We start from the raw sequence: 24,845 nt of genomic DNA, 5'->3' as shown, positions 1-24,845 counted from the left end.
AGCGACAGGCGCCGTTAGCTCAATTGGCAGAGCAGCAGACTCTTAATCTGCGGGTTCGGGGTTCAAGTCCCTGACGGCGCACCCCGTCTGACCTGGGCATTCTCGATGATCACGAGGATGCCCAGTGGTCGTTTTGGGGTGGTTTGCGACTCGTGGTTGCTCGTTGGTTGCTCGCCTGTCGTGATCTTGTCGCCACACGTCGTCGGAATCAACCTTCCGGGCTTCAGCACCATCCGATTGAAGATCAAGCCAAGACGCTCAGGGCAGCATGGCCAATCGATCAGCCCTCACACTCAAGTCTCCCGCCCATCATGTCTCGCAACGATTCCAGTAGCGGCGCGGTAACTCCGTAGAAGGACCGCGCAACGTTCGGCCACAGCGGGTCCCATCAACGTGACTTGACCCGCAGGATCAAGTCGAGCGTTCATCGTCTGCGCCCTGGGCGGCAGGCCACCTGGGACCGGCACGCGGTCCACCCCCGACCGCGTGCGGAGGGGGAGGCGGATCCTGGCCAAGGCCACCGCCCAGGGCGCCTGCAACCGCTGGCCGCCCAGAGCATTCACCATGGTGCCGACATCGTCACCGCGCTCGACCTGCTGGAACAGGCCGTCGCCGGCCGCCGCGAGAGCCGGCCGAACCAGCTCGAAGCCTGCCCGCGGCATCCGCAATGAGTGCACGCCGAACTGCTGTACCACCGGTTGGCTATGACGGCTTCCAGCGGCTCCAGTAGGGCGGCTTGAGCTGGCCCCACCTGGAGACCTTTCGGGGCCAGTGGGACGGCTTGATGTCCCGTGCCAGCGAATCTGAGGCACGTCGTCAGCCGCCGAGGGGAAAGCTCAAAGCCGCCACGCGTCACGGGCGATACCGTGCCATCCGTGATCGAAAGAGATGGAGCGGAGGCGACCAAACGGGCTGCGGTGGCGATCGTCACCAACCCCGCCGGTGAGGTCTTGCTACAGCTACGCGACGACATCCCCGGCATCGCCCACCCGGGACGTTGGGGATTCCCCGGTGGTGGTCTTGAACCCGGAGAGGACCCCGACACCGCCGTCCGCCGGGAAGTGCTGGAGGAAACCGGTGTCAAGGTCGAGAAGGCTCGCCGTCTGTTCGATGTGGTCGACGAGGTCGAGGCTGGCGGCAGCGGGCATCTGCTCCATATCTTCCACCTGCTGCACGACGGCCCGGCCGACGAGCTCGTTCTGGGCGAGGGACAGCAGTTGCGTTTCTTCCCCCTCCGCCGGCTTCCCGACGTCCCGCCGCATGTCCGCGACGCCATCGACATCTTCGTCGCCGACGGGCGGGCTGAAGTCAACCCCGCTGTCCATGGTGTCGACCAGGAGCTCATCTACGCCGCCGAGCGGGTGATCAGGAAGTACTCTGCCGATCCCAACCACACGGTCGCGGCCGCTGCACGCGCCCGCGACGGCCGGATCATCACCGGGATGAACGTCACCCATTTCAACGGCGGCCCCTGCGCCGAACTGGTCGTCATCGGCGCTGCTGCCGGTCAGGGTGCATACGACCTGGACACGATCGTCGCAGTGGGCGACCGGGACCGCGGAGTGATGCCGCCCTGCGGTCGATGCCGCCAGACCCTGATCGACTACTTCCCATCGATCAAGGTCATCATCAGAACGGGAACCGGATTCCAAGCAATCCCGATCAGCGAACTGCTCCCCAACTCCTACGTCTGGGCCGATCACCAGGCGAGTACCGAGTGAACCACCGCCTCCATCGGGCGTCTCCGCACAACCGATGACATGCCTCAACTTCGATGACAACGCCACCTCTCCGCCTTGCCATCGAAGCTGAGGCATCCCTGGTCAGAGACATGACCGTGCCTCAGATCAACTGGCGGAGGACACTTGAAGTGGCCCCATCCTGGAGCTATCGGACGGGCATGCCGCCGTGTGGGCTGTTGACCACGAGAGGCAAGGACCCCTCACCGATGTAAGGGTGATCGGGGTAGTGCTCGATGTGAAGGTGACCACCGTCAGCGGCTTCCGCCATCTGATGGAGGTTGTCGGCCAGGATGTTCAGGCTGCGGAGGTCTCCGGTAATCGTCAGAGATCGACCGCTGGCGTCAGCGGTGATCATGACCGCCTCACCGTTGGCGACGCGGACGCGGACATGGTGCAGGGCGACCTGTCCCTGAATGTCGCCGGGGGCGTCTTCGCTGATCGTCGTCCCGGTGCCTGAGGCCACCAGAAACGCCAGGCCGGTAAGTTCAGTGTGATCGGCCAACAGATCAACTTCACCGGTTGGCGGGAAGAATAGGATCCTCACCTCGTCCCCCCGATCTCTGAGGTGTCCTGGTGATCAGGGTGTCATAGCCTCCTGTCGGGCCTGGGCGAGGCGGTAGAAATCGGTACCGGTCTGGATCATGTTGGCGCCGAAGATGAGACGGTCGACGATGGCGGCGCACAGACGCGGGTCGCTGAAGGTCTTGGTCCAGCCTGAGAACGACTATCTCCACACACCGATGGACTCCCAAGGCATCAGCGAGATCGGCACCGCCGCCACGCCACCAACCACGCGAGCGGTCATGACGCTGCCCCGGCCGCGCCCCGGTGGTCGCCGTCTCCGGGTGGGACAGGCTTGAGTGCGCGAGGCCGCTGCCTGCGTTTGCCCGCGTTCACAATGATGGCGGCGGCGTCTTCGGCGGACTCGCGTGCCAGGTCGGGCAGGACCGAGGTGTAGGTGTCGGAGGCGATGGTGATGGAAGACAAGCCGAGGGTCTCCTGGACGACCTTCATGTCGTGTCCGGCGCGGAGCAAGATCGTGGCTGCGCCATGCCGCAGGTCGTGCAGGCGAATGGGCGGCAGGCCGGCTTCCATGGCGAGTTGCTCGAACTGCTCGGTCACACACGCCGGGTGCAGCGGCTCCCCGGTTTCGGTGGTGAACACGAACCCCGTCTCCATCCAAGTGTCGCCGGCGGCGAGGCGTTCGGTGTTCTGCCGGGCCTTGTGAGCTCGGAGTTGGCTGATGGTGTGCTTGTCCAGCGAGATCTGCCGTTCCCCGGCTTCGGATCTCGGCTTACCTTGGTCGGTTCCATTGCCGTGTTGGACGATCTGCCACCGCACGGTCGCTGTCCCTTCGTCGAGGTTGAGGTCGGGCCAACGCAGCCCGCACGACTCGCCGCGCCGCAGTCCGCGGAAGGCGATGAGGTAGTACTGCCCATACAGCCGGTGGGTTTGGGCTCGGTGCAGGAAGTCCGCGGTGTGTTCGGGGGTCCACACCATCACCGGGGACGGACGGGGCGTGCCGATGTAGGCGTCGAGCCGGTTGACGCGGGTGCCGTGCCGCTTGTCAGGTTCGAGCTTCGACAGGCGCTTTTTGCGCTGCTCCATCAGCGTGATGTGGCGTTCGTAGGATTGTCTCCATTCGGCGATTCGCTCCGGCGTCCACACCAGCGCTTTGGGGCGCTTGCCGGAGGGGAGTTCGACGAGCGAGGCGACGTTGAGGTCGATCCGCCGCTTGTACCGCTCGAAAATAGGGTTCGGCTCGTTGACCTGCAGGTTCAGGCTGCGCGATGGTATTGGCTGATCAGGCCGCCGAGGATCGGCTGCCGCTGGACAGAGCGGAGGTCAGCCAGATCGGTAATCGGTCTCGCGACCGTGGTTTCGACATGTGGCGGTCGCTGGCCTCGCGACTGATGCGGCCGATGATCGTCGTAATGTTCGACGTATTCGGTGAGGATCTTGGACAGATGCTTTTCGTTGAAGATCAGTATCTGGTCGAGCACCTCTCGGCGGAGCGTCCTGACAACCCGCTCGCAGATCGCGTTCGCCCGTGGGGCTCGTGGCGGAGTCTTGATGATCTGGACGCCGCAAGCCCGGAAGACCTCATCGAAGGCGGCGGTGAACTTGGTGTCCCGGTCACGGACCAAGAACCGCAGCGAGTCCATCCGAGGCCCCAGATCCATGGCCAGGTTCCTGGCCTGCTGCGTCACCCATGGCCCGGTCGGGTTGGCGGTGACTCCGGCCAGGTGCAGCATGCGGGTGCCGTGCTCGATGAACACCAGGACATACAGGCGTTTCAGCACGGTCGTGTCCACCGTGAAGAAGTCACATGCGATCATCGCGTGGGTTTGGGCGGACAGGAATTGCCGCCAGGTCGGCCCCGATCTGCGCGGTGCGGGATCGATACCGGCCGCGTTCAGAATCTCCCACACCGTCGAGGGCGCGACCTGATGGCCGAGACGGGCAAGCTCGCCCTGGATCCGCCGATGCCCCCACCTTGGGTTATCCCGGGCCATCCGCAGGATCAACTGCTTGACCGCCGCGACCATCGATGGTCGTCCGGGCCGGCGACGGTCGGAATAGGTCCATTTGCGCGTGACCAGGCGGCGGTGCCAGCGCAGGATCGTCGCGGGAGTCACCGGGAACACCGCCGACCAAAGGCGTCGAGGCAGATGCCGAGACAGCGCCGCGAACCAGATCCGGTCGGCCGGCCCGTAGCGGGGGCGCGGGACCTGGCGGCGAAGCACTGCGTTCTCATGACGGAGCACAAGTAGTTCAACGTCCTTGGACACATCACCGCGGACCAGGACCGCCACCACTGAGAGTACGAATCTTATGATCATGTAAGCCAGGGCGAGAGGCATCTCGCGAGGATCCCAGCCACATCGACCGTCTGCAGGCGAACCTCCAGGTCAAAGCCTCGGCCGAGTTTTCGAGCGGCACACGCAAGATTAAGGACTTCCGCAACATCCTTATTGGCCGTATGACCTAAATTGCAACTCCAATAATTGAAGGGCTTCTGATGCGTTTCGCATGGCGTGCAGCCCACTTGCATCTCTCCTGGTCGCCGGACCTTGGCAGTCTGGTTTGCATCCACGAATCCATCGACTTCACCAATAAGGAAGGTTTGGTGATGTTGCTGTCTGTGCGCACACATGGCATGATCAGCTTGCGTTGAACACGACTTAACTCCCAGGATCCACTTGTGGTAAAATTTGCGAGTTTCGTCGGCATGGTCGGGCAGTGTCGGAGTACTGAAACCACTTAATAAGGGGACTTCTGGTTGCGTGGATCACTGATGCCAATGACCGGTCCTCGCTACTGCGTCGAACCGGAGGTTCTGATAGCCGATTCGGCTTCAGCGGTGATTGCCCGACGTAATACATCCAGTGGTGCTGGCGGTGGCCACGCTAGCCGATATCAGCGTCGTCGTACGCGCGGTGTTCAGTCCGCCTGTGGTCTATAGGTCTGGAGAGAGTGTATCAATGGCATCTCGCATTCCTGGAACCTTTCACATGAACCAATCCATCAAGTGCTTTGTCGCCGCAGTTGCGATATCTCTCTCTGGAAGTCTGGTGTCTGCGTGCGGCGGAGACTCTTCTGATGCAGAAGGCAAGGGTGAAGGTAATGCCAAGCTCTCCCTAGCCAGCGTTCGCGGGTCGTGGCAAGAGGCCAAGGTCCTACGCCAAGCAGAAGAGCAGCTCATGACCCAATGCATGAAAGCCAAGGGGCAGAAGTACATCGCTAGCCCAATTCCGGATTCAGAGCCCAAATGGGACTCATTTGGGCGATGGAACACAGTAGAGCCCGGCGATGATGTCCAGCGAGCACGGCGGACCGGTTACAATTTTCAAGACTTTCAGGCACGTCAGAAGTCTACGCCTCCCGACCTTAACGGCGCCTACTTGAAGACGCTTTCGCCGACAGAGCAGCAGAAGTGGGATCTGGCGATAAAGGGCGACAAGACGGTCAAAGTGAGCGTGCCTGGCAGCGGTGAGGGTGAGCGCCCGGCAGGCGGCTGTTATGGGGATATACAGAAACAGCTGTATGGCGATTTGAACAAGTGGTATCAAGCTCAGGGCACGATCGACATGCTTGCTGGCCCGGTCGGGGCGCTGGTCGCCCAAGATCAGCAAACCCGCAGGGTAGAGGATGACTGGCCTAAGTGCATGGCAACCAAAGGGTACCGGTACAAGCACCCGCGAGACGCTCAATCGGAGGGGTTCAAGCTGGCGGAGCGTGGGAGCAAGGATAAGGAAATCAAGCTCGCCGTGGCTGCCGCTGAATGTGACAAGCAGGTGGGATTCACTAGCACCATGCGCAACGTATGGGATTCGCATCAGGCAAAAGTGATAGCAGATCGGGAAGGCCAGATCATCGCTTATCGAACCCTGCGCATGGAGGCTCTTAAGCGGGCCCATAGCGTACTACGCAACTCCTGAACTTCACCTGCCCTCGCGACCGCTTGGCCCGGAAGGCGGTTGAGTTGACTTCCTGGGCCGCAGGTGCGGTCATCACCTGGCCACACAGCCAAGTAATGTCTTCATCCACTGGCCATTTCTGGCCACCACGCTTTTTTAATTGACATAACACTTTGGGCCATCAATAATTGAGCCGTAAATGAAGTTCTAGCCCGGTCCGCCGTAGAACGCTCGCCAGCATTGTCGGCAGATTGGGTCAGCGCGAAGCGAAAGGAAGTCTACATGTCCAAACTTCCCCTGAGCGTCCTGCGGAAGGTCGCGGTGACGTCCGCAGCCGTGGCCGCCGCCGGCGCAGCCGCAGTTGCGATCGCACCGAGCGCCAGTGCCGATAGGAACAGCGCGGCCGCCGAGTGCTCCACCAGCTACTACTGCGTCTGGGCCGGTCCTTCGGACAGTGGGTCCATGGCCCCGTTCAAGTACGACAACCCTCACTGGGGCACGACGGCCAATTATTGGATGGTGCACATCGACTCGTCGTCCTACAACGACACCGCGGGAAACAATTCGGTCTGGCTCCTGACCGAGTTCGGCGCCTACTGCTCGCGTCCCTTCGCCTACTGGAGCCAGCACAACCCCGACGGCGCGGGCTACGGGAACGACTGGGTAGCCTCCTGCTGAGGCTCTCCCTGCCCGCGGCGACCTAGAGTGGTCAGCCGACTGTGCGACCAGGTGATGACCGCACCTGCAGCCCAACCGTAAATGGAGTTCTAGCCCGGTCCGCCGTAGAACGCTCGCCAGCATTGTCGGCGGACCGGGCCAGCGCGAAGCGAAAGGAAGTCTACATGTCCAAACTTCCCCTGAGCGTCCTGCGGAAGGTCGCGGTGACGTCCGCAGCCGTGGCCGCCGCCGGCGCAGCCGCAGTTGCGATCGCACCGAGCGCCAGTGCCGATAGGAACAGCGCGGCCGCCGAGTGCTCCACCAGCTACTACTGCGTCTGGATCGCAGCTTACGACACCGGGAACAAGGCCTCGTTCAAGTACGACAACCCCAACTGGAGCACGACGGCCTATTATTGGATGGTGCACAACGACTCGTCGTCCTACAACGACACCGCAGGTAACAACGCGGTCTTGCTCATGACCGAGTACGGGCCTTACTGCTCGCGTCCTTTCGCCTATTGGAGTCTGCACAACCCCAATGACGCGGGCATCGGGAACGACTGGGTCACCGCCTGCTGAGGCTCTCCCGGCCCGCGGCGACCCAGAGTGGTCAGCCTGTTACGACAGGCAATGGAGATTATTCGGCCGGTGCGGTGCGCAAAGGTGAGCTGTCGACACCTGTGCATCCGCCGTGGGTAGCCGCCGCAGGGCTTGACTGTGAGGACATGCGACGGCTTCTCCGTCTGGCCCGGCATGCGCGAGCAAGCCGGTCGGCAGGTGGGGAGACTGTCGCGTGCGATAGGCAAGTTGTTGTGGCGCCTGAACAGGGTAATCACGGCGCGAGGTTTCTGGTGTGCACTTACTAGCCGACCCGATCTTTCTAGCCAACCCGATCTTTGTTAGTGCGTAGTTGTCTAATCCGCTTCAATTTTCACGGTATAGTTCCGATCGGTGTGTTGCTCGGAGGCTGGAATCCTCGTCGCTGAGCAGCAGTCTCCGGCTGAGGAGAACGCAAGGTTGTTGCGTAGACGTGGAAAATCCATCGAGAACGCGACGAGGCTGGCCACGCGAACGACTTCGGGAGAAACCTTGTGTACCTCGTCCCCTGATCCGCAGGTGAAGTATCCGGAGTCGGGTTCATGAGTCAGGACCGGCCGGATTCCGTCGGCCCGATGCCGGAGCCGTCGCAGCATGATGACGGGCAACCGGAGGCATCTGCGGTTGACGCGACATTGAATCGTCGTCGCATGCTGATCGGGGTCGTGGTCAGTGCCGTGGTGTTGTCGTGTGCGGGTTTGGGCGCGTCGGTGTGGGTGAAGTCGCCGCAGCAGGTCGCGGCTGAGGCGGCTCCCCCGAAGGCTTCGGTGATCTCGGCCCCGGTGGAGAAGCGGGTGTTGAAGCAAACAGTGGTATTGCGGGGGTCGGTGGCGCCGGGCAAGGAGATCGGGGTGTCGGTTCCGGCTCCTGCTGAGGGCAAGTCGGTCGTGACGCGGTCGGTCGTGAGGAAGAGCCAGCGGATCAGGGCCGGACAGGTCGTGGCGGAGGTTTCAGGCCGTCCGATGATCGCAATGTACGGCAGAATCCCGATTTACCGTGACATGCGTCCGGGTGCGAAAGGGCCGGATGTCCTGCAGTTGCAGGCGGCGTTGCGGAACCTGGGCTATTCGGTCGGCGACCGTCCGGGGGTCTTCGGGTCCTCCACGCAGGCCGCAGCGAAGCGGTTGTACGGCGATCGGGGCTATGACCCGCCGACGGCGACCGGGCCCTCCGCCTCCCCCGGATCCGGATCCGGATCCGATGACTCTGCCGGAGGGCCCTCTACAGGTGATGCTTCTTCGAGCGGTGCACGGAGCATCTTCGTGAAGGCTGGTGAGGTGTTCTTCGTGCCCAAGTTCCCGGCTCGGGTGACGTCAGTGAAGGCGGCGCTGGGCAGGGAAGTCAAGGGGACCTTGCTCACTCTGGCGGAGGGTGATCTGGTGGTCCGCGGGTCGTTGTCACCACCAGACCGCAAGCTGGTGGATGTCGGCGACCAGGTGCGGATCTTTTCGGAGGAGCTGGAGCTGGAAGTACGGGGGCGGGTGGGGTCGATCGGCGCTCTCGATGGTGGTCCGCCAGAGGGCGGCGAGGGGGAGGCCGGTTCTGGGGAAGGCCAGGAGCCTGCGAGTGAACCGGGTCATCCGATCCTCGTGACAGGTGTCAAGCAGCTTCCTGAGAAGCTCGCGGCGCAGGACGTGCGGTTGACGATCGAGGCGGCGAGTACGTCCGGTGCGGTGCTGGCCGTGCCGTCGTCGGCCGTCTACGCCAGCGCCGACGGATCAACACAGGTGATCGAGCTGCTGCCGGGTGGGAAGCAGCGGCGGGTGACGGTGCGGATCGGCGCTACTGCCGGTGGCTTTGTCGAGGTGGAGTCCGCTGAGCTTGCGCAGAACGACCTTGTGGTGGTGGGGGAGTGAGCATCCCCGAAACCGGGGCCGAGGCGCTTCATATCAGCTCTGCTGCGGGGAATACGCCTGTCATCGAGTTCTGTAGGGTCGGCCGTACTTATTCTGGGCCGCCGCCCGTGATTGCGCTGCGCCCGGCGGACCTGATGATCCGGCGCGGTGAGTACGTCACGGTGGTGGGACCGTCCGGATCGGGCAAGTCCACCTTCTTGAATGTGGCGGGTCTGCTCGATCGGCCCAGTGAGGGTGTCTACCGGTTGGACGGGATCGACACCGCGGCGTTGAACGAGCGGGATCGTACGGCGTTGCGCGGACGTCGGATCGGCTTTGTGTTCCAGTCGTACCACCTGCTGCCCCACCGCAGTGCCGTAGAGAACGTGATGCTGTCGTTGCTCTACACCGCAAGTTCTCGCAAGCGCAAGCGCAAGCGCAAAATGGCAGCCGAGATCCTGGAGAGGGTCGGGCTGTCGCATCGAATGCTGGCCAACGCCGGACAGATGTCGGGTGGAGAGCAGCAGCGGGTGGCTATCGCGAGGGCACTGGTGAACCGGCCGAGCCTGCTGCTGTGCGATGAGCCGACCGGTAACCTGGACACCACGACTGCGGCAACCGTGCTACAGCTCATGGATGAGCTGCACGCCGATGGGTTCACGTTGCTGGTAGTCACCCATGATCCAGGGGTGGCGGCACGTGGCGACCGCGCGGTGGTCATCCGGGACGGAGTGCTCCGGGAGGCCGACCCTGAACAGTTGACCGCCGAAGCCGTTCAGGCGACGGTGGGCGATGTGTGAGGGCTCCCACCGGGCCACCAAAGCGAAGCAACTCGCTCTCGCTCTCGCTCTCGCCCGTGTACGTAGTCACGTCCGCGCGCACGGCCGCGGCCCGGGTCCAGTGGAACCGACGCGGTTGGCATTTCGCGACATGGTGGACGAGGCGACGACAGCGATCCTCGCACGCCCCACCAGGGCGGGTCTGACGGTGCTGGGCACGCTGCTGGGAGTGGCGGCGTTCGTGGCGGTGCTCGGCCTGACCGCCACCGCCTCGGGTCAGGTCTCCAAACGGTTCACCGCTCTGGCGGCCACCGAAGTCATCGTGGAAGACGCCCCGGCCGAGCCATCCACCGCTGACACCCCCTTTCCCGCGGACACCGAACAACGGCTGATGCGACTGAACGGGGTCCGCAACGCAGGGACCTATTGGCAGCCCAGCTTTGGAGGCGGCGAAGGGCGCGGCGTGACGGTCACTGCCCGGCCACCCTCGATCGACCGCACGGCAGGAGAGCCACTGACCGTCATCGCCGCGTCACCAGGCTATCTGCGCGCCATCCACGCCCAGGTCAGCACCGGAAGGCTGTATGACGCCTTCCACCAGAGCCGGAACCAGCGGGTCGCCGTGCTGGGGCGTGCGGCCGCCCACAGGCTAGGGATAACCCGGCTGGACATGCAGCCGGCGATCTTCATCCGTGACACGCCACTTACGGTGATCGGAATCATCGACGACGTCGACCGCCAGCCTGACGCCCTGCTGTCCGTGCTAACCCCATCGTCGACGGCCACAACCCTGTGGGGTGCCGCTGACGCAGCAGACGGCTCTCCGCCGAAAGTGCTGATCGAGACCCGGTTGGGCGCTGCCCCACTGATCGCACAGCAGGCCGCTGTCGCCATCAGACCGGACAATCCGGACCGGTTCAAAATCATCGCCCCACCCGACCCCAAGCAACTCAAAGAGCAGGTGAACACTGACCTCGGCGCACTCTTCCTCGCACTCGCCGGTATCTGCCTGGTCATCGGAGCGGTCGGCATCGCCAACACGACACTCGTCGCCGTCCTAGAGAGAACCGCGGAGATCGGGCTGCGTCGTTCCCTAGGTGCCCGGGGCCGACACATCGCCGCGCAGTTCCTCTCGGAATCCGCGGCTCTCGGGTTGCTCGGTGGGCTGATCGGTACCAGCATCGGCGTTGCGACCGTCGTGGCGGCCGCCGTCGGCAAGGACTGGACTCCGATTCTGGAGCCGGCGACCGTCCTGCCCGCACCACTGATCGGCACGGTCACTGGGCTCCTCGCCGGTCTCTACCCCGCCTGGCGCGCCTCCCGCATCGAACCCATCGACGCACTTCGCCGCTGAATCGCGGTGGGAACCGGCGACCTGCAAACGCAATCGCCGAACAGTGGATCTCCAACTGTCGGTGAGAGGCCGCCGACAGATCCTCATCCTCAGCGAACGACACCTACGCACCGTCCGAATCGAATATGTCGATCACTACGACCGACACCTCCCACACCGGACGCTCCAGCAACGACCACGCGACGCCACGGAACCAGCGGCGGAGGCACCAAACAACCTGATCAAGATCGTACGACGCGATCGGCTCGGCGGACTGATCCGCGAATGCTCGTATGTCGCATAGGGCGACACTATTTCAGGCACCGACAGGGTGAGGGCCGCTGCCGGATACAGACCGGCTCTTTCCCTCTGTCCTGGCCGTCATGCGCGGCCATGCCACTGGTGCGCTCCGCCTACTCGGCTTCACCAACATCGCCGAAGGGATCCGCTAGGCGCGCGACGACTTCACCCATCTGTTGATCACCCTCGGTCTCACCATGTGAGAATGCGCTCGACCCTGACCCGCCTCTTGCACAATAACTTTCTGCAAGGCGGGAACGGTCAGTTCTTACGAGCTTTGATCGACAATTTCGACATTAATTGTGCTATCAGGGACGGCGCGCCTCTCCCGCACACCGGCACCGAGACGCGAATTTATACAAGGGTGCTGTGACGAATCTCACTTTCGACAGCGACCGCGCACGTTAAGTCAGTACGTAAACAGCTACTTGCCGTAGTAGCCCCCAGGTGGCGTGAGTAATTTTACACCCTCGCTCATTGATGGTGGACGCGAGGAGTTTCGACCGGGGGAGATATCTGGAGAGACTGCTTTACAGGAAACGAATCGCCGTGTAAAAATACATTTACCATGCAAAACTGTTAGCCCGGAATCCCGCAACAGATGGTCGGTACCTCGTCACGGGACTGGGCCAGCATGAATCGAAAGGAATTCTACATGCCTCTGCCAGTCGGACGCGCCCTGAGTAAGGCCGCCATCATAATAGTCGCCTCACTCGGCGCCCTTACGGCTGCCCTCGGCTCGGCCGCAATCGCCGACAGCACCTCTGGCAACTACGGTGCCGAATGCTCCAGCAGCTACTACTGCGTCTGGACGAATACCTACGACACGGGCAACAAGGCGTCGTTCCGGTACGACAATCCACGCTGGTCTGAGACCCAGTACTCCTTCATTACGCTCGACGACTCCTCCTCCTACAACGAAACCTCAGGCGGGAATTCGGTCTGGCTGGTCACGCAGATGGGCCACTACTGCTCCCGTCCGTTTGCGTATTGGAGAGTACACAACCCCATTAACGCTGGCTACGGAAACTACTGGACCTCGTCCTGCTAGATTGCGAACGGCTCGCTTACGTGGCGGGTGCCGAGCGCTCCGCACCCGCCACGCTTCGTCGTGATCTCCGAACCTATTGATCGCGGAGGCGTTTGACGACATCCTTAAGGTGGGGGTGGGTGATCGACCGGGTGTCAATATTCGGCTCAAGCCGCTGGCGAGCGGTTTACCGCCGTTGTGCGTGCCCAAAACCTCGTCCACGTAGTGCGACCTGGGAGTGTTCGTGCGAGGATGGCGCCGAGGCGGTCGCGCCGCGGGATCTTGAGTTGGTCTAGTGGCGCGTCACCGAATCTTGGCCGGGTAATGGCCGGCGTACTCGGTGAGGACAGCGGTCAGGTGCTTCTCGTTGACAATGAGCATCCGGTCAAACAGTTCCCGGCGCAGGTCCCGATCAGATCCTTGCAGATTGCGTTCGCCCAGGGAGCCTGCGGCAGGGTCTGGAGGGCGGTAATGCCATCGGCGGTGAGCATCTGAAAGCTAGATAAATTTGCTGTCGCGGTCACGGATCAAGAACCGTAGCGAGTCCATCCGCTCACCGAGCTCCCATCGCGAGATTACGAGCCTGCTGCATCACCCAGGCTCCGGTTTGCGTGGTCACCCCTACGAGATGGAGTCTGCGGGTGCCGTGCTCGATGAACGTCAGGACGTAGATCCATCTGAGCAGGACAGTATCGACCGTGAAGAAGTCACAGGCCATCACCGCGTGGGCCTGGGCGGACAGGAGCTGCCGCCAGGTCGGCCCGGACCTGCGCGGCGCCGGATCAATACCTGCGGCGTTCAGGATACCGTTGACGGTGCGATCACGTAGCCGAGGCGGGCCAGCTCGCCGTGGATTCGGCGATGGCCCAGGGCGGGTTGTTTCTCGCCATCGCCAAGATCAGCTTCTTTACCCCTCCGGGTGCCGAAAACCCCATCCAGGTCCTGTGACCTGCAGGTCGTAAGTACAGCTGACGATCGCCGCACGAGCACGCCAAGTGACCCCTCGTGCTATCGGCGATACCATCCTGCGCTGGCACCGCGTCCCGCCGCAAACACCCCGGCCGCCCTGTGCCGTTGGAGTATTGGGTTTCGGTCGCTGACCTGCAGGGTCAGCAGTGGACCTGGACACTTCATAGGCACCCGATCGGTACACCCCTACCGGCCACTAACTGACGGCCGTCAACGCACAGGTCGCCCGTTCCCATCTGTGCGACATCCCCCACGGCGCGAACCTGCGCAGCGTCGCAGCGGACCCGGACGCCGTTGCGCCGATGCGCCGATGCGCCGATGCCGGCTGATGCCGATGGTTGCTCGGTGGTTGCTCGTATGTCTTGGAACGGAGCGGCACGACGCGGCACAACCCGGCATCGGAAACGGTGGAGTCGCGCACGAAACGGCATAGAGCGACAGTGGGAGCACCGATCCAGCACGTGAGCAGCAGACTCTTAATCTGCGGGTTCGGGGTTCAAGTCCCTGACGGCGCACCCCGTCTGACCTGGGCAAACGCGATCAAGATCGTGTTTGCCCATCGGTCGTTTTGGGCCGGTTCGTCTCCCCACGCTGCTCGGAGTTCGCTCGCGGACACGAACCGAGACACGATCATGGTCACAGCGTCCCTCGGGGTCGGCCCGGTTACCTGCAGCGTTGCTCAAACGATCACCGACATCACCAGGAGCCGGGTCCGTAAGGTCATACGATGCCCCGCTGCGGCCAGCGAGCCGACCGGGCGTCCTAGTCAGGCCGGAACGGTGGGGATGTTCACCACGGCCACCTCGATGCCAAAGTTCCGGAGGGCGACCGCGGCCTGCAGGAGCGAGACCCCAGGCACGCGCGTTTCACCGGACCGCCCTTCTGCCGGCTCTGTCGGCGGCAGGCGATAGAAGATCGGCATGGGTTTCTCCACTGGTTACGTGCTCGTCCAGGATCTGACCGTCGATGATGTACTGCAGCGCCTCGGAGCCGTGCTCGGCTACCGGGTCGAGGATCCGTGCCTCTCAGACGCGCCGGCCTGTCTCGGGCCGCTTGAGCAGGGCTGGACGGTCATCGGCGACTCCCCCGGCGATATTCGGGACGACCCCGACCTGCTGGAAACCCTCAGTATCGGTACCACCGTGGTCACCGCTTTCCTGGAAGAACATGTCATGTACAGCCAGGCCGAGTTGTATGCCAACGGACTCCGACGGTGGAAGGTTGTCAGTGATTCCGAAACGGAGGACGACGCCGGCCTGCACATCGCCATCGAAGGCAGAGCCCCTGACGTCCTTGTTTCTCTCATCGAGCGGGCACTGCACGACGAACGCCAGACCATCGCCGTGGACTACCAGTTCAACGTGCCACTGAAGCTAGTCAACGACGTCACGGCCGGTGCCTTCGACGGCACCTACCCCTGGGGCGATCCCGACGAGAGCCCCTACCGAGAGATCGTATTCAACAATGCGTGAGCGAACTCGCAACTACCCGTGGAGGGTCCGATGTTCGCATCGCGGACCTTGATGTTCAGCGAAACCATGCCCACCGGGCACCATGTTCGCTCGGTGTTCGCTCGGCGACATCGGCACGGACCGGCACCCGCCAGCACAGCGCGGCATGCGAACGCCATGCATGCATCCCGGACAGGACGGTACAGTCTGATAGCGAGAGCGCTGATCTAACACGAGAACAGCAGCTCTTAATCCGCGGGTTCGGGGTTCAAGTCCCTGACAGCGCATCCGTTCCGACCTGGGTATTCGCAACGCTATCGCGAATGCCCATCAGTCTTTATAGGCCCCGATGAGGCGGGCAGGACAGGCGGGCGAAGTAGGCAGTGTGTTTCGATGCGCTGTGGCTACTCACCTCGCGGTGCATGCGCTGCACAGCCGCTCGGTCTCAGGTCTGGACCTTCCGGACGGGGTGGATCCGGTCCGGCTCGACTTTGAGACCGACGACCCAACCGACGGGCGCGCTTGTGGAGAAGTGATGGCGGGTCCGGCGGCTGTGGTGCGATTTTGGTGATTTCGCTGAGCGTGGATGGGGGTGGCCAGGATGATATACGTGCTGGTGTGCCGAGCGTGTGGAGTGGTGGGGTATGCGAGTGGCGGTTGTCGGGGCCGGGCCTGCGGGAATTGTGGCAGCGAAGGTGCTGCTGGAGAGCGGGTTTGAGGTTACGGTCTTTGACAAGTACCGGCGGGTGGGTGGTATTTGGTCGCCGGGGGGTTGTTACGACGGGTTGGCCAATCAGGCCTCGCTTCGTCTCTTTGAGTTCGCGGATCTGCCCAACCGGCTGCATTACGCCAGTGCGATAGAGACACAGCATTATCTGGAGGAGTACGCGGAGAACTTCGGGGTGCTGAAGCGTCTGCGGCCGGGGACCGAGGTGGTCGCGGTCCGGCCGGTGGATGGGCCAGGGCGGGCGGGTGCCTCAGGCTGGCTGGTCGAGTCTCGGCCTGCGGGGGACAAGGCGGCGCAGGCCGAAAACGAGGCATTCGACTATGTCGTTGTCGCCAGTGGGGCTCACCACCATGTCCGGGTGCCGAACCTACCTGGGCGTGAGTTGTTCGGCGGGACCGTGCTGCATTCCAACCAGGTGAGCGCCGGGACGTTCGAGGGTCGGCGTGTGGTCGTCGTAGGCGGCGGTAAGTCCGCGCTCGACCTGGCCACCCGTGCCGCGCGAGAGGCGGTCTCGGCCACTCTCGTGCAGCGCAAGGTGAACTGGATGGTCCCCGAGCGGCTCCTGTTCGGGCTTGTCGGCTACAAGTGGATCCTGATGACGCGATTCGGTGAGGCGCTGCTGCCGCGCTACCACGATCCGGCCTGCGTACGCCCGATCGACCGCCTCGGCGAGCGGGTCAAGCGAGCCCTGTGGTGGGGCATCGCCCGCGACATGATCATCTCTACGGGGCTGTACCGGCTGCCGAGGCGACTGCGGCCGGCGAACCCCTTGCCCTTTCACCTGGCACATGCCGGGGTGATGCCACGTGGCTACGTGCGGTCCGTCCGCCGAGGCCAGATCACCGCCAAGGTCAGCGCTGTCGAGGCGTTCACCCAAGCGGGGCTCCGGCTGGCGACCGGCGAGGAGGCGGCGGCGGATGTCATCGTTTTCGCCACCGGTCATCACAAGGTCTTCCCGTTCCTCGACCCGCGGGTGCGTGTGCATGATTCCGCCGAGCGAATACGGCTCTATCGGGGCATCGTTCCCCCCGGCGTGGAGCAGCTGGGGTTCGTCGGATTCCGGCAGATCTTCAACAACATCATGGGCATGGAACTCAGCGCGCACTGGCTGGCCCGGTATTTCCTGGGAGCGCTGCGCACCACCCCAGACGAGCAGAAAATGCAAGAAGCTATCGACAGCCGCCTGGCCTGGCAGGAGCGCGTGCTTCCCGGCTCCGGCGGATACGACTTCGGCCCATACGACATCCATAGTGCGGACGAGCTCATGCACGACATGGGCCTGCCGTCCCGCCGCGCCCGCAACCTCCTGGCCGAATATCTGCTTCCCGGTGGTGCCGCCTACCGCTACACCGGCCTGACGCCACCCCGCAGACGCCCCTCAACCGGCATCGTGACCTAGCGAAACGGCCCTCTCCGCGGGGGCCATGCACTTGGGCTCGCTGACGTGGAGGTCTAGGACGAGGCGGGCAAGGTCCTCAAGCACCTGCAGTAATCGGTCACCCCCTGCGCTCGCCAGGCACTCATCAACTCCACCAGTCCCGCCCCATACGCCCATCAAAACCGACCAGGCATGCAAGCCGATCGTCTCAGTCACAGATCATCACCAGGCTGCGATCAGCAGCACGACGACTCCACCCGTGTCTACTACCTGCAGGAAACCGAAAACCGAGACGTCCAGTGACCGGTCTGCGGTCCGGTGCGGGGGCGGTCCGGGCGGCCATGTTCGCTCGGCGTCCCCGGTACGGGACGACACGCCGCGATAAAGGGCGACATGAAAATCGGACTGGACGTGCACAGGGGCGGTATGAACTGACACCGAGAGCACCGATCTGACACGACAGCAGCGGACTCTTAATCTGCGGGTTCGGGGTTCAAGTCCCTGACGGCGCACCCGCTTTGGCCTGGGCGAACGTGACCATGATCGCGTTTGCTCAGTAGTCGTTTGGCCGAGTTCGTCCCCCCACGCTGCTCCTCGTTCGCTCGCGGACACGAACTGAGACACGATCATGGTCATCGCGTCTGATCCGGTCGGCTCGGTTCCCTGCAGCGTTGCTCACGATCGTCAACACCGTCCGACGCAGGGTCTGTAATGCCATCCTGCGATGCCCTGCTGCGGCCAGCGAGACGGCCGACCGGCCCTCGTCAGGCCGGAGCGGTGGGTATGTTCAACACGGCCACGTCGATGCCGGAGTTCCGGAGGGCGACGGCGGCTTGCAGGAGCGAGACCTGCGCGAAGGTGAACAGGTTCTCAACGGTGAGTGGTAGGCCGCTCTTCAGGGAGATGCCGTAGATCACCGACAAAGCTCGCTGACGAGTGGGGATGTGCGCCTGGCTCTGCCCGGCTACTTGGGCAGCGCGCCGCGGTGAGCCAGGAGCGGCCGGACGATCGGTGAGCCGATCTGAGGTACGCGCTCGAATTCCCCGGTGCGCACGTCGAGGCGGACCGCGGCGGCATCGATCTCCCAGCGTGGGACCGGCACCAGGAGGTGGTCGGCGTCTTCCCAGACCGGCTTGTGCGCGCCGGACGGGTTGGTGCCGCGGGGCAGCCAGAAGACCTTCGGGTTGTCGGCGCCGGTCTCGACGTCGAACAAGGTGACCGCCGGGGGCAGGTAGCGGTAGGTGTACAGACGCCGCCCGCCGGGTGCGAGCTCCGCGGCCGGATCGAGGTCCACCCGCCGCCTGATGCCGTCGGGCGAGATCACGACCAGGCCGGAGTCGTACACGAGCGCGGTGCCGGTCAGCGGGTCGATCTGGCGCAGGTCGTAACCGCGCGGCTCGGGCTCGCCGCCCGGGGCCCAGCACATGGCGACCCGAGGGCCGCCATCGGGCTGGGCGCCGACAAAGTGCACCGCGCCCTCGTGGATCGCTACGACGTAGCAGTCGCGGTCCTCGTCCCAGGGCATGACCTGCCGGGAGCCGTCGGCCAGGTCGATCAGGTGCAGTCGGTGGCGGGCGTCCCGGCGGGAGTACTCGGCCTCGGTGAAGGCGAGCAGACGCCCGCGCTCGTCCAGCACGCCGGAGTGGCTGTGCTCGGTGCCGAAGGTCATGATGGTCCCGTCATAGCGGAGCAGCGCCGACTCCCCGGCCATACCGAACAGCACGATGCCGTACGCCGCCTCGAGGGCCTGCACCGGCGGTTCCCCGCGCGGCCGGGACATGGTGATCTCCCGCTCCCGTCGCACGGTCACCTCATCGTCCGTGATGACCGTGCGCGGCGGGTCGCCGAACGGGGGGCGGTACGGCTTTGCGCGCCCGCCGTCGAAGTACCGCCGGGCGGCCTCGAACACCTCCCCGTCGACGTCCGGCTCGTCGCCGGCGGACCCGATGACGCCGATGAAGATCTGAGGGGCCGGCGGACTGGGCGTGTGCCACGGCGGGCCGGGCGCGGGAATCTGCGTGTACCCGGACGTCACGCTGTCCGCCCGCCGGGGCAGCGGCGTGAGTATCAGCGTCGACTCGGCGACCTCGGTGCGTTCGAGCAGGCCTTGCTCGACTGCGTACTCCAGCGTCTCGCGCACCTCCCGCTCGGTCGCCAGCAGCCGGCCGGTGAGCTCGCGGATCGTCAGCTCGGCACCGCCCGCCCACATCGCGACCGCCACGAGGTCGGACGCGAACCGGGTGAACCGGTGGAACCCGTTCCGCCGCTCCACCTGGGCGACCGTCTCCGCCGACAGGTCGAGGACATCCCGCGCCCTGGGAGGGTCTGCCGCCCAGCGGTAGCGGGGGCCGTCGCCGGAGTCCTCGGCGACCAGCAGACCGGCGGCGGCGAGCAGCGGCAGGGCCGCGCGGAAAGTGGTCGGCGCAGGGACTCCGAGCTGCTCGGCGATCCGCGTGTGCTCGCGCAGCCGCCGCGCGTTGTCCTCGACGACCGAGCGGCGCGAGTCGAGGCGGCCGGCGTCGATGTCGGCATGCCCGCTCGGCGGCGGCGTCGGCGGGTCCGGCCACAGCGGCTGGTCCAGCCAGCCGCGCTGCCGGGCGTGCCGGGCGCCCCACTCGCCAAGCTCCTCGGCCGTGACCCCCGTGCCGCCGCGCACGTGCTCCCGCTCGGCGGCGTACACCAGGTAGGCGACATCGCGGACGTGGTGGTCCAGCACCGTGTCCCAGCCCGACAACGGGTCCTGAACGGCGGATCCGTCGCGCTTGAGCCACCGAGGCGGCTCTGGCCGGTGCGGCCAGAACTGGAACCGCCACAAGTCACCGCCGTCATCCCAGCGCCTACGGGAGACCCGGGCACGGTAGGGGCCGGGATCGCCGAGCCGCAGCTCGGGCTTGCCGGCGCCACCTGTCACGTAGGTGAGGCCCACCTCACCGACACCGAAGTAGGAGGTCTCTACGGCCTCGCTCCACTCGTCGTGGTCGTCGGGCGGCGCCGCGTCGTGCGCTTCCAGCCGTACGACGTGGGGGCCATCGCCCGCCGCCGCCTCCAGCCACCCGGACCCGGCCCGGGCGATCGTCCCGCAGGGCGCAGCGTCAGAGCCGCCCTCCTCGAAGGCGTCGAGCCCGGGGATCTCCTCGGCATCCGAATCCCAGGCATCCCGAATCATCAGCGTGCCGAACTCGGGCAAGTAATCGTCGTTCTCGAAGCTCCGCAGCAACGCCATGGCCCGGAAGCTAACAGCGCCCTACGACACCCACCCGGAATTCATGATCTTTCGCGCCACTCAGCGGCCGCGGAAGCCTCTCCTCCGGTTGATCCCCACGGCACGGCAGGCTGCCGAGTCGGTCATGCCCTGTGCGATCAGTTTCAGATATTGCTCGCGCTTGTCGGTCAACGCGGTCGACCGACAGGTCCTCCGACGGCGAGGAGCTTGCGCCACTGCAACTCCCGAGGTGATCGGGTGTTGCAACGACCCCAAGAACCTGGGCCCGGAGCGCAAGGTCCCGCCGCTCACGCGCGCCCGTCCAATCCGGCGGGTGTCACTACATGTCCGGCCCGGTGCGCGGTGACGAAGTCGACGAAGGCGTCTGGCCAGCCCAGCGGGCAGTCGATACCGGCCTTGTCCGCGTTCACGATCGCATCGAGGATCAGGTCTCGTCCGCGCCCATGTCGACCTGGCTGACCGGGCACCATCGGCGACAGCGACATCAGGGACTGTCAATTTTCGGCTCTGTCTCAGAATTTCTTACAGTCCCGGCGGCCATGACCGAGGACGCTGGGCGCAAACATTCGGCTCCCGAACCCAGCGACTGGCTATCGTAATGACCACGAGTCTTCAAGCCCCTGCGCCTGGAAGGATCTACTTCTTCGTCTGCCGATTGCTGACGTTGGACCTCGGACAGCGGTCCGGACCTGAGTTCGATGATCCGAGTCGCGGCGGCTACGCATTGGACCGGGTTGATCTACTGGATGGCGGCTTGCGGGACGTTGATCTCAAGCCTGCGGCGTTGAAGGAATTCATCCTCGCCAACGATGTGGCTGTGGCGTGAGCGCCGCTGAGTCGGGGCAGGGCGGCGGCAGACATTGCCCGCCGCCGCCCTGCCATGGACCCAAGAGGCCCTCTGTTCAAGCCGGTTTAAGTTCCTACGCGATCATTCGGCGGCGATCGTCTCGGCGGCCTCGGCCTCGTCCACCGCCACGGGGGCGGAGTTCTTCGGGCCGCGCAGAGCGATGTAGACGAACAGCGCGCCCGTGACGGCGACGCCTGCCCACATGGCCTGCTGCCAGCCGTCGACGAAGGACTGCTGGGCGGCATGGACGATCTGCCGCGCGTGCGAGCCGGTGCTGCCCGAGACCTCGACGGCGTTGGCGATGCCTTCGCGGGCGGTGTCCGCGGCCCCCTGGGGGACGCCGTGCAGCCGGTCGTCAATCGCGCTGCGGTAGCCGGCGGACAGGAGCGCACCCAACATGGCGACGCCCAGCGCGGTGCCGAACTCGCGGGTGATGTCGTTGAGTGCGGAGGCGACGCCCTGCTTCTCACGCGGCAGCGAGCTGGTGATGGCCTCGGTGGAAGGCGTCATGGACAGGCCCATGCCGATGCCCATGGCGAGCATGCCCGGCAGGATGGTCAGGTAGCCGCCATCCACGGAAACGAACAGCGCCATCAGCACCAGGCCCACACCGGCCAGGGCGATGCCCACGGCCATGGTCGAGCGGGAGCCGATGCGGGCGGCCATTATGGGGGCCAGGCCGGAGGTCATCATCATCATGACGGCCATCGGCATCATGGCCACCGTCGACAGCAGTCCCGACCAGCCGAGCACCGCCTGGAAGAACGGGAACAGGACCACGGCGATGCCCGCCTGGACACCGAAGACCACCAGCAGCGTGATCGAGCCGCCGGCCAGGCCGCGCTCCAGGAACAGGCGTACGTCCAGCAGTGATGCGTCTCGGCGGTGCAGCTCCCAGGCCACGAAGCCGATGCCGGCGATGAGGCCGACGGCGAGGCTGATCAGCGTCGCGGGGGCGGTCCAGCCGCGCCCGGGCCCTTCCTGCAGGACGAGGATGAGGCCGATGACGGCGACGGTGGAGACCAGCGCGCCGATGGTGTCGAAGGAATGGGCCGAGCGCTCACGGGAGTTGGGCACCGACTTCAGTGTCATGCCCAGGGCCACGATGACCAGGGCCACCGGCAGCACGAACAGCCAGCGCCAGTCCGCGACATCGACCAGGAGGGCGGAGAGGAACATGCCCAGGATGCCGCCGCCTCCGGCGACGCCGGTCCACACGCCGATCGCCTTGCCGCGCTGCTCCTCGGGGAAGGTGGAGGTGATGACGGCAAGGGTGATCGGCATGATCATCGCGGCGCCGATACCGCTGGCCACACGGGCCGCGATCATGACCTCGGCGGTCGGGGCCAGGCCCGCCACGACGTTTGCGACACCGAAGATGCCAAGTCCGGCGATCAGCATGGGCTTGCGGCCCAGGCGATCACCGATCGCGCCGAGCGGCAGCAGCAGCGCGGCCAGGGCCAGGGTGTAGATGTTGATGATCCACAGAACCGTGTTCTGTGAGGCCCCGAACTCGACGGCCATGTGGGTCTGGGCGACGTTCAGCCCGGACACCGACGCGATGACGGCCATCAGCGCGATGGAGACGGCGATCAGGATGGTGCGCAGCTGACGCGCGTCCGGTGCGCCGGCCCCCTGTGCGGGCTGGTTCGTACTCATGGATTCCTCTCAGTAAGGGCATGGGGAGCTCGGCGTCGGACCCTGCCCGGACGCCGGAAATGCGGATGGAAGGAGCGGCAGCGCGCGCCGCGGATGTCAGGCGGTGGCGGTACCGCTCTGGGCTGCGGCGAGGGCCGCGTCGGTCTCGGCCGTGGCCAGCAGGGCGTTGATGTGGGATGCGGCCAGGGCGCCGGCCGCGGCGGATGCGCCGACCTGGGCGGTCAGGTCGGTGGCGTTGCCAGCCACCCACACCCCGGGCACCTCGGTGGTTCCGGCCATGCCGGAGGCGAAGCGGCGGCCCATGTCATCGGGCAGGTCCTCCATCGGCAGCTTCAGCCCGTCCATGCCCTCGGTGCGGGCCTGCATCCGGGTGGCGACCGCGAGAACGCGGCGGGCCATGAACGCGCCGTCGGCCAGGCGCACGCCCGCGACACCGCCGTCGTCGGCCTTCACGACCTCTTCCACGAGGGTGTCGACGATACGGATGCCCCGGGCGGCGAAGCGCGCGCGGGTGTTCTCGTCGAGTGGGGTGTTGCGGGTGAAGTAGACGAGGTCGTCGGTCAACTGGCGGAACAGCAGGGCGTGGTGGATGGATGCAGGGCCGGTGGCGAGGACGCCGATGGGCTCGTCGCGTACCTCCCAGCCGTGGCAGTACGGGCAGTGCACGACGCTGTGTCCCCAGTGTTCCGCGAGCCCGGGAACGTCGGGCAGCACGTCCCGCAGGCCGGTGGCCACCAGCACACGGCGTGCCGTGATGGTCCGGCCGTCGGCCAGGGTGATGGTGAAACGCAGATCCCCGTCGGCCGACGGGGCGGCAGGCTCAGCCGAGGCCACCTTGCCGAAGACGACCAGGCCGCCGTACTGGCGCACCTGCTCCCGGCCGCGCTTCAGGATCTCGGTGGGCGGCGTACCGTCCAGCACGATGAAGCCGTGCATGGCCTCGGCCGGCGCGTTGCGGGGCGTGCCGCTGTCGATCACGACAACGGAGCGGCGGGAGCGGGCGAGCATCAGCGCACCGTTCAGGCCCGCGGCGCCGCCGCCGATCACCACGGCGTCCACGGTCTCACCAGGCAGTGCGTCGCTCGCGTACGCGGAAGTCTGCACGGACATCTCCTCGCGCCCTTTCTGTCGTGCGCAGCCCCAGCCGATCCGGGCCATCTGCCTTGGACGTTAAGCCCGGATTGCATCGAGGGCATACCATGTTGCCTATGACGCAAGAAGAGGGTGCGCTGGACGGCCTCGTACGCAAACGCATCCGCGCTCTGCGGGTCGCACAGGGCTTGTCCTTGGAGGAACTGGCCACCCGCGTCCACCTCGGCCAGTCCTCGCTGAGCCGCATCGAGAACGGCCAGCGCCTGGCGCTGGACCAGCTCGTCGCCCTGGCCCGCGCTCTGGACACCACCCTCGATCAGCTCGTCGAGAACGCCGCCGACGATGTCGTCATCAGCCCCATGATCCACGGTACCCACGGTCTGAGCTGGCCGATGAAGGCCGACCCGGCCATGAGCGTCATGCGTCGGCGGCTGACCGAGCCGCCGCCCGACAATCCCTCCAAGATGCGCGCCCACCCGGGCCGGGAATGGCTCGTCGTGCTGTCCGGCACCGCGATCCTGATGCTGGGCCACCGCCGCTTCCGCATCGAGACCAACCAGGCCGCCGAGTTCCCGACCATGATGCCGCACGCCATCGGCGCCGAGGGCGGCCCTTGCGAGGTCATGTTCATCTTCGACCGCGACGCCCGCCGCGGACATCGCGAGTCCGACGATCAGCGCGAGAACGGCGACAGCGACGCGCAAGGCGCCAGCCCGTAGCCACGCCGGCGCCGCCGGCCCGCCCCCGCACGGGTGCACCTTGCGCGCCCGGCAGCACACAGGGCCATCGCCTTGCGCAATCCG

Annotated in this window: 22 protein-coding genes, 2 tRNA genes and 1 pseudogene; 15 read left to right on the top strand and 10 right to left on the bottom strand. The window is 65.2% G+C overall.

Annotated elements, in window-relative coordinates; translation table 11 throughout:
- Positions 1-8: 8 nt before the first annotated feature.
- The 3 genes from HKK74_RS25460 to HKK74_RS39275 all read left to right on the top strand — a co-directional run bounded on the left by HKK74_RS25460 (position 9) and on the right by HKK74_RS39275 (position 1,721).
- Positions 9-81: transfer RNA gene (locus HKK74_RS25460), tRNA-Lys, on the top strand.
- A gap of 317 nt (positions 82-398) precedes the next feature.
- Positions 399-671: a hypothetical protein gene (locus tag HKK74_RS25455; protein WP_187245863.1), complete on the top strand. Its 273-nt coding sequence runs from the start codon at positions 399-401 to the stop codon at positions 669-671.
- A 204-nt stretch (positions 672-875) separates the two neighbouring features.
- Positions 876-1,721, top strand: a complete 846-nt coding sequence (locus HKK74_RS39275; RefSeq protein WP_312881750.1) for an NUDIX domain-containing protein — start codon at positions 876-878, stop codon at positions 1,719-1,721.
- A 166-nt stretch (positions 1,722-1,887) separates the two neighbouring features.
- Here HKK74_RS39275 and HKK74_RS25440 read toward each other — a convergent pair whose 3' ends face one another.
- The 4 genes and pseudogenes from HKK74_RS25440 to HKK74_RS25430 all read right to left on the bottom strand — a co-directional run bounded on the left by HKK74_RS25440 (position 1,888) and on the right by HKK74_RS25430 (position 4,606).
- Positions 1,888-2,286 (bottom strand): Imm32 family immunity protein, encoded by a 399-nt coding sequence (locus HKK74_RS25440; protein ID WP_187245862.1) that lies wholly within the window; start codon positions 2,284-2,286, stop codon positions 1,888-1,890.
- 33 nt (positions 2,287-2,319) lie between these two features.
- A pseudogene (locus tag HKK74_RS39270) lies at positions 2,320-2,454 on the bottom strand (ATP-binding protein); the annotation flags it as partial.
- Positions 2,455-2,543: 89 nt separating this feature from the next.
- Positions 2,544-3,350 (bottom strand): site-specific integrase, encoded by an 807-nt coding sequence (locus HKK74_RS25435; RefSeq protein WP_187245861.1) that lies wholly within the window; start codon positions 3,348-3,350, stop codon positions 2,544-2,546.
- A gap of 170 nt (positions 3,351-3,520) precedes the next feature.
- Positions 3,521-4,606 (bottom strand): integrase core domain-containing protein, encoded by a 1,086-nt coding sequence (locus HKK74_RS25430; protein ID WP_187245860.1) that lies wholly within the window; start codon positions 4,604-4,606, stop codon positions 3,521-3,523.
- 651 nt (positions 4,607-5,257) lie between these two features.
- Between HKK74_RS25430 and HKK74_RS25425 the strand changes: the two genes are divergently transcribed.
- The 8 genes from HKK74_RS25425 (at position 5,258) to HKK74_RS25390 (ending at position 14,180) form a co-directional block, all read left to right on the top strand.
- The gene (locus HKK74_RS25425; protein WP_187245859.1) at positions 5,258-6,184 is read left to right on the top strand and encodes a hypothetical protein; all 927 of its coding nucleotides are present in this window, start codon (positions 5,258-5,260) and stop codon (positions 6,182-6,184) included.
- Between the two features lie 261 nt (positions 6,185-6,445).
- Positions 6,446-6,841 carry a peptidase inhibitor family I36 protein gene (locus HKK74_RS25420; RefSeq protein ID WP_187245858.1) on the top strand — a complete coding sequence of 132 codons (396 nt, stop codon included), beginning with the start codon at positions 6,446-6,448 and terminating at the stop codon, positions 6,839-6,841.
- 164 nt (positions 6,842-7,005) lie between these two features.
- Entirely contained in the window at positions 7,006-7,401 is a 396-nt protein-coding gene (locus tag HKK74_RS25415) for a peptidase inhibitor family I36 protein (RefSeq protein ID WP_187245857.1), read from the top strand.
- 560 nt (positions 7,402-7,961) lie between these two features.
- Positions 7,962-9,275, top strand: coding sequence for a peptidoglycan-binding protein (locus HKK74_RS25410; protein WP_187245856.1), 1,314 nt, complete (start codon positions 7,962-7,964; stop codon positions 9,273-9,275).
- A complete protein-coding gene (locus tag HKK74_RS25405) occupies positions 9,272-10,054 on the top strand; it encodes an ABC transporter ATP-binding protein (RefSeq protein ID WP_312881747.1) in 783 nt (260 codons plus the stop codon). Before HKK74_RS25410 ends, HKK74_RS25405 begins: the two co-directional genes overlap by 4 nt.
- A gap of 115 nt (positions 10,055-10,169) precedes the next feature.
- Positions 10,170-11,387 (top strand): ABC transporter permease, encoded by a 1,218-nt coding sequence (locus HKK74_RS25400; RefSeq protein WP_222722720.1) that lies wholly within the window; start codon positions 10,170-10,172, stop codon positions 11,385-11,387.
- Between the two features lie 934 nt (positions 11,388-12,321).
- The gene (locus HKK74_RS25395; RefSeq protein ID WP_187245854.1) at positions 12,322-12,717 is read left to right on the top strand and encodes a hypothetical protein; all 396 of its coding nucleotides are present in this window, start codon (positions 12,322-12,324) and stop codon (positions 12,715-12,717) included.
- 1,382 nt (positions 12,718-14,099) lie between these two features.
- Positions 14,100-14,180: transfer RNA gene (locus HKK74_RS25390), tRNA-Leu, on the top strand.
- Positions 14,181-14,431: 251 nt separating this feature from the next.
- Here the strand turns inward: HKK74_RS25390 and HKK74_RS25385 are convergent.
- Positions 14,432-14,587, bottom strand: a complete 156-nt coding sequence (locus HKK74_RS25385) for a hypothetical protein (RefSeq protein WP_187245853.1) — start codon at positions 14,585-14,587, stop codon at positions 14,432-14,434.
- On the opposite strand from HKK74_RS25385, the gene HKK74_RS25380 reads away from it, so the two are divergent.
- Positions 14,586-15,137 carry a hypothetical protein gene (locus tag HKK74_RS25380; protein WP_187245852.1) on the top strand — a complete coding sequence of 184 codons (552 nt, stop codon included), beginning with the start codon at positions 14,586-14,588 and terminating at the stop codon, positions 15,135-15,137. The genes HKK74_RS25385 and HKK74_RS25380 overlap by 2 nt on opposite strands.
- Before the next feature lie 623 nt (positions 15,138-15,760).
- On the top strand, positions 15,761-17,242 hold the full coding sequence (locus HKK74_RS25375; RefSeq protein ID WP_246491982.1) for a flavin-containing monooxygenase: 1,482 nt from the start codon (positions 15,761-15,763) through the stop codon (positions 17,240-17,242).
- 743 nt (positions 17,243-17,985) lie between these two features.
- On the opposite strand, the gene HKK74_RS42185 is transcribed toward HKK74_RS25375, so the two are convergent.
- The 3 genes from HKK74_RS42185 to HKK74_RS41035 form a co-directional block, all read right to left on the bottom strand.
- Complete coding sequence (locus tag HKK74_RS42185) at positions 17,986-18,144, bottom strand: DUF6119 family protein (protein WP_514130591.1); 159 nt, start codon at positions 18,142-18,144, stop codon at positions 17,986-17,988.
- 41 nt (positions 18,145-18,185) lie between these two features.
- Positions 18,186-20,444 (bottom strand): DUF6042 family protein, encoded by a 2,259-nt coding sequence (locus HKK74_RS25365; protein WP_187245849.1) that lies wholly within the window; start codon positions 20,442-20,444, stop codon positions 18,186-18,188.
- A 287-nt stretch (positions 20,445-20,731) separates the two neighbouring features.
- Positions 20,732-20,854: a hypothetical protein gene (locus HKK74_RS41035; RefSeq protein ID WP_281398007.1), complete on the bottom strand. Its 123-nt coding sequence runs from the start codon at positions 20,852-20,854 to the stop codon at positions 20,732-20,734.
- A gap of 188 nt (positions 20,855-21,042) precedes the next feature.
- Between HKK74_RS41035 and HKK74_RS25360 the strand changes: the two genes are divergently transcribed.
- Positions 21,043-21,270 carry an NUDIX hydrolase gene (locus HKK74_RS25360; RefSeq protein WP_187245848.1) on the top strand — a complete coding sequence of 76 codons (228 nt, stop codon included), beginning with the start codon at positions 21,043-21,045 and terminating at the stop codon, positions 21,268-21,270.
- A gap of 102 nt (positions 21,271-21,372) precedes the next feature.
- Here HKK74_RS25360 and HKK74_RS25355 read toward each other — a convergent pair whose 3' ends face one another.
- Both HKK74_RS25355 and HKK74_RS25350 read right to left on the bottom strand, forming a co-directional pair.
- Positions 21,373-22,950, bottom strand: coding sequence for an MFS transporter (locus HKK74_RS25355; RefSeq protein WP_187245847.1), 1,578 nt, complete (start codon positions 22,948-22,950; stop codon positions 21,373-21,375).
- Between the two features lie 96 nt (positions 22,951-23,046).
- Positions 23,047-24,054 (bottom strand): NAD(P)/FAD-dependent oxidoreductase, encoded by a 1,008-nt coding sequence (locus HKK74_RS25350; protein WP_312881745.1) that lies wholly within the window; start codon positions 24,052-24,054, stop codon positions 23,047-23,049.
- A 104-nt stretch (positions 24,055-24,158) separates the two neighbouring features.
- On the opposite strand from HKK74_RS25350, the gene relB reads away from it, so the two are divergent.
- Positions 24,159-24,761 carry a type II toxin-antitoxin system RelB family anti-toxin gene (gene relB / locus HKK74_RS25345; RefSeq protein WP_187245845.1) on the top strand — a complete coding sequence of 201 codons (603 nt, stop codon included), beginning with the start codon at positions 24,159-24,161 and terminating at the stop codon, positions 24,759-24,761.
- Positions 24,762-24,845: the final 84 nt, after the last annotated feature.

The organism is Actinomadura alba, from assembly GCF_014323705.1.
GTDB classification, from domain to species: Bacteria; Actinomycetota; Actinomycetes; order Streptosporangiales; family Streptosporangiaceae; genus Actinomadura_C; species Actinomadura_C alba.
Note: the sequence above shows the minus strand (reverse complement) of the source record. Positions and strands in the feature narration are given on the sequence as shown.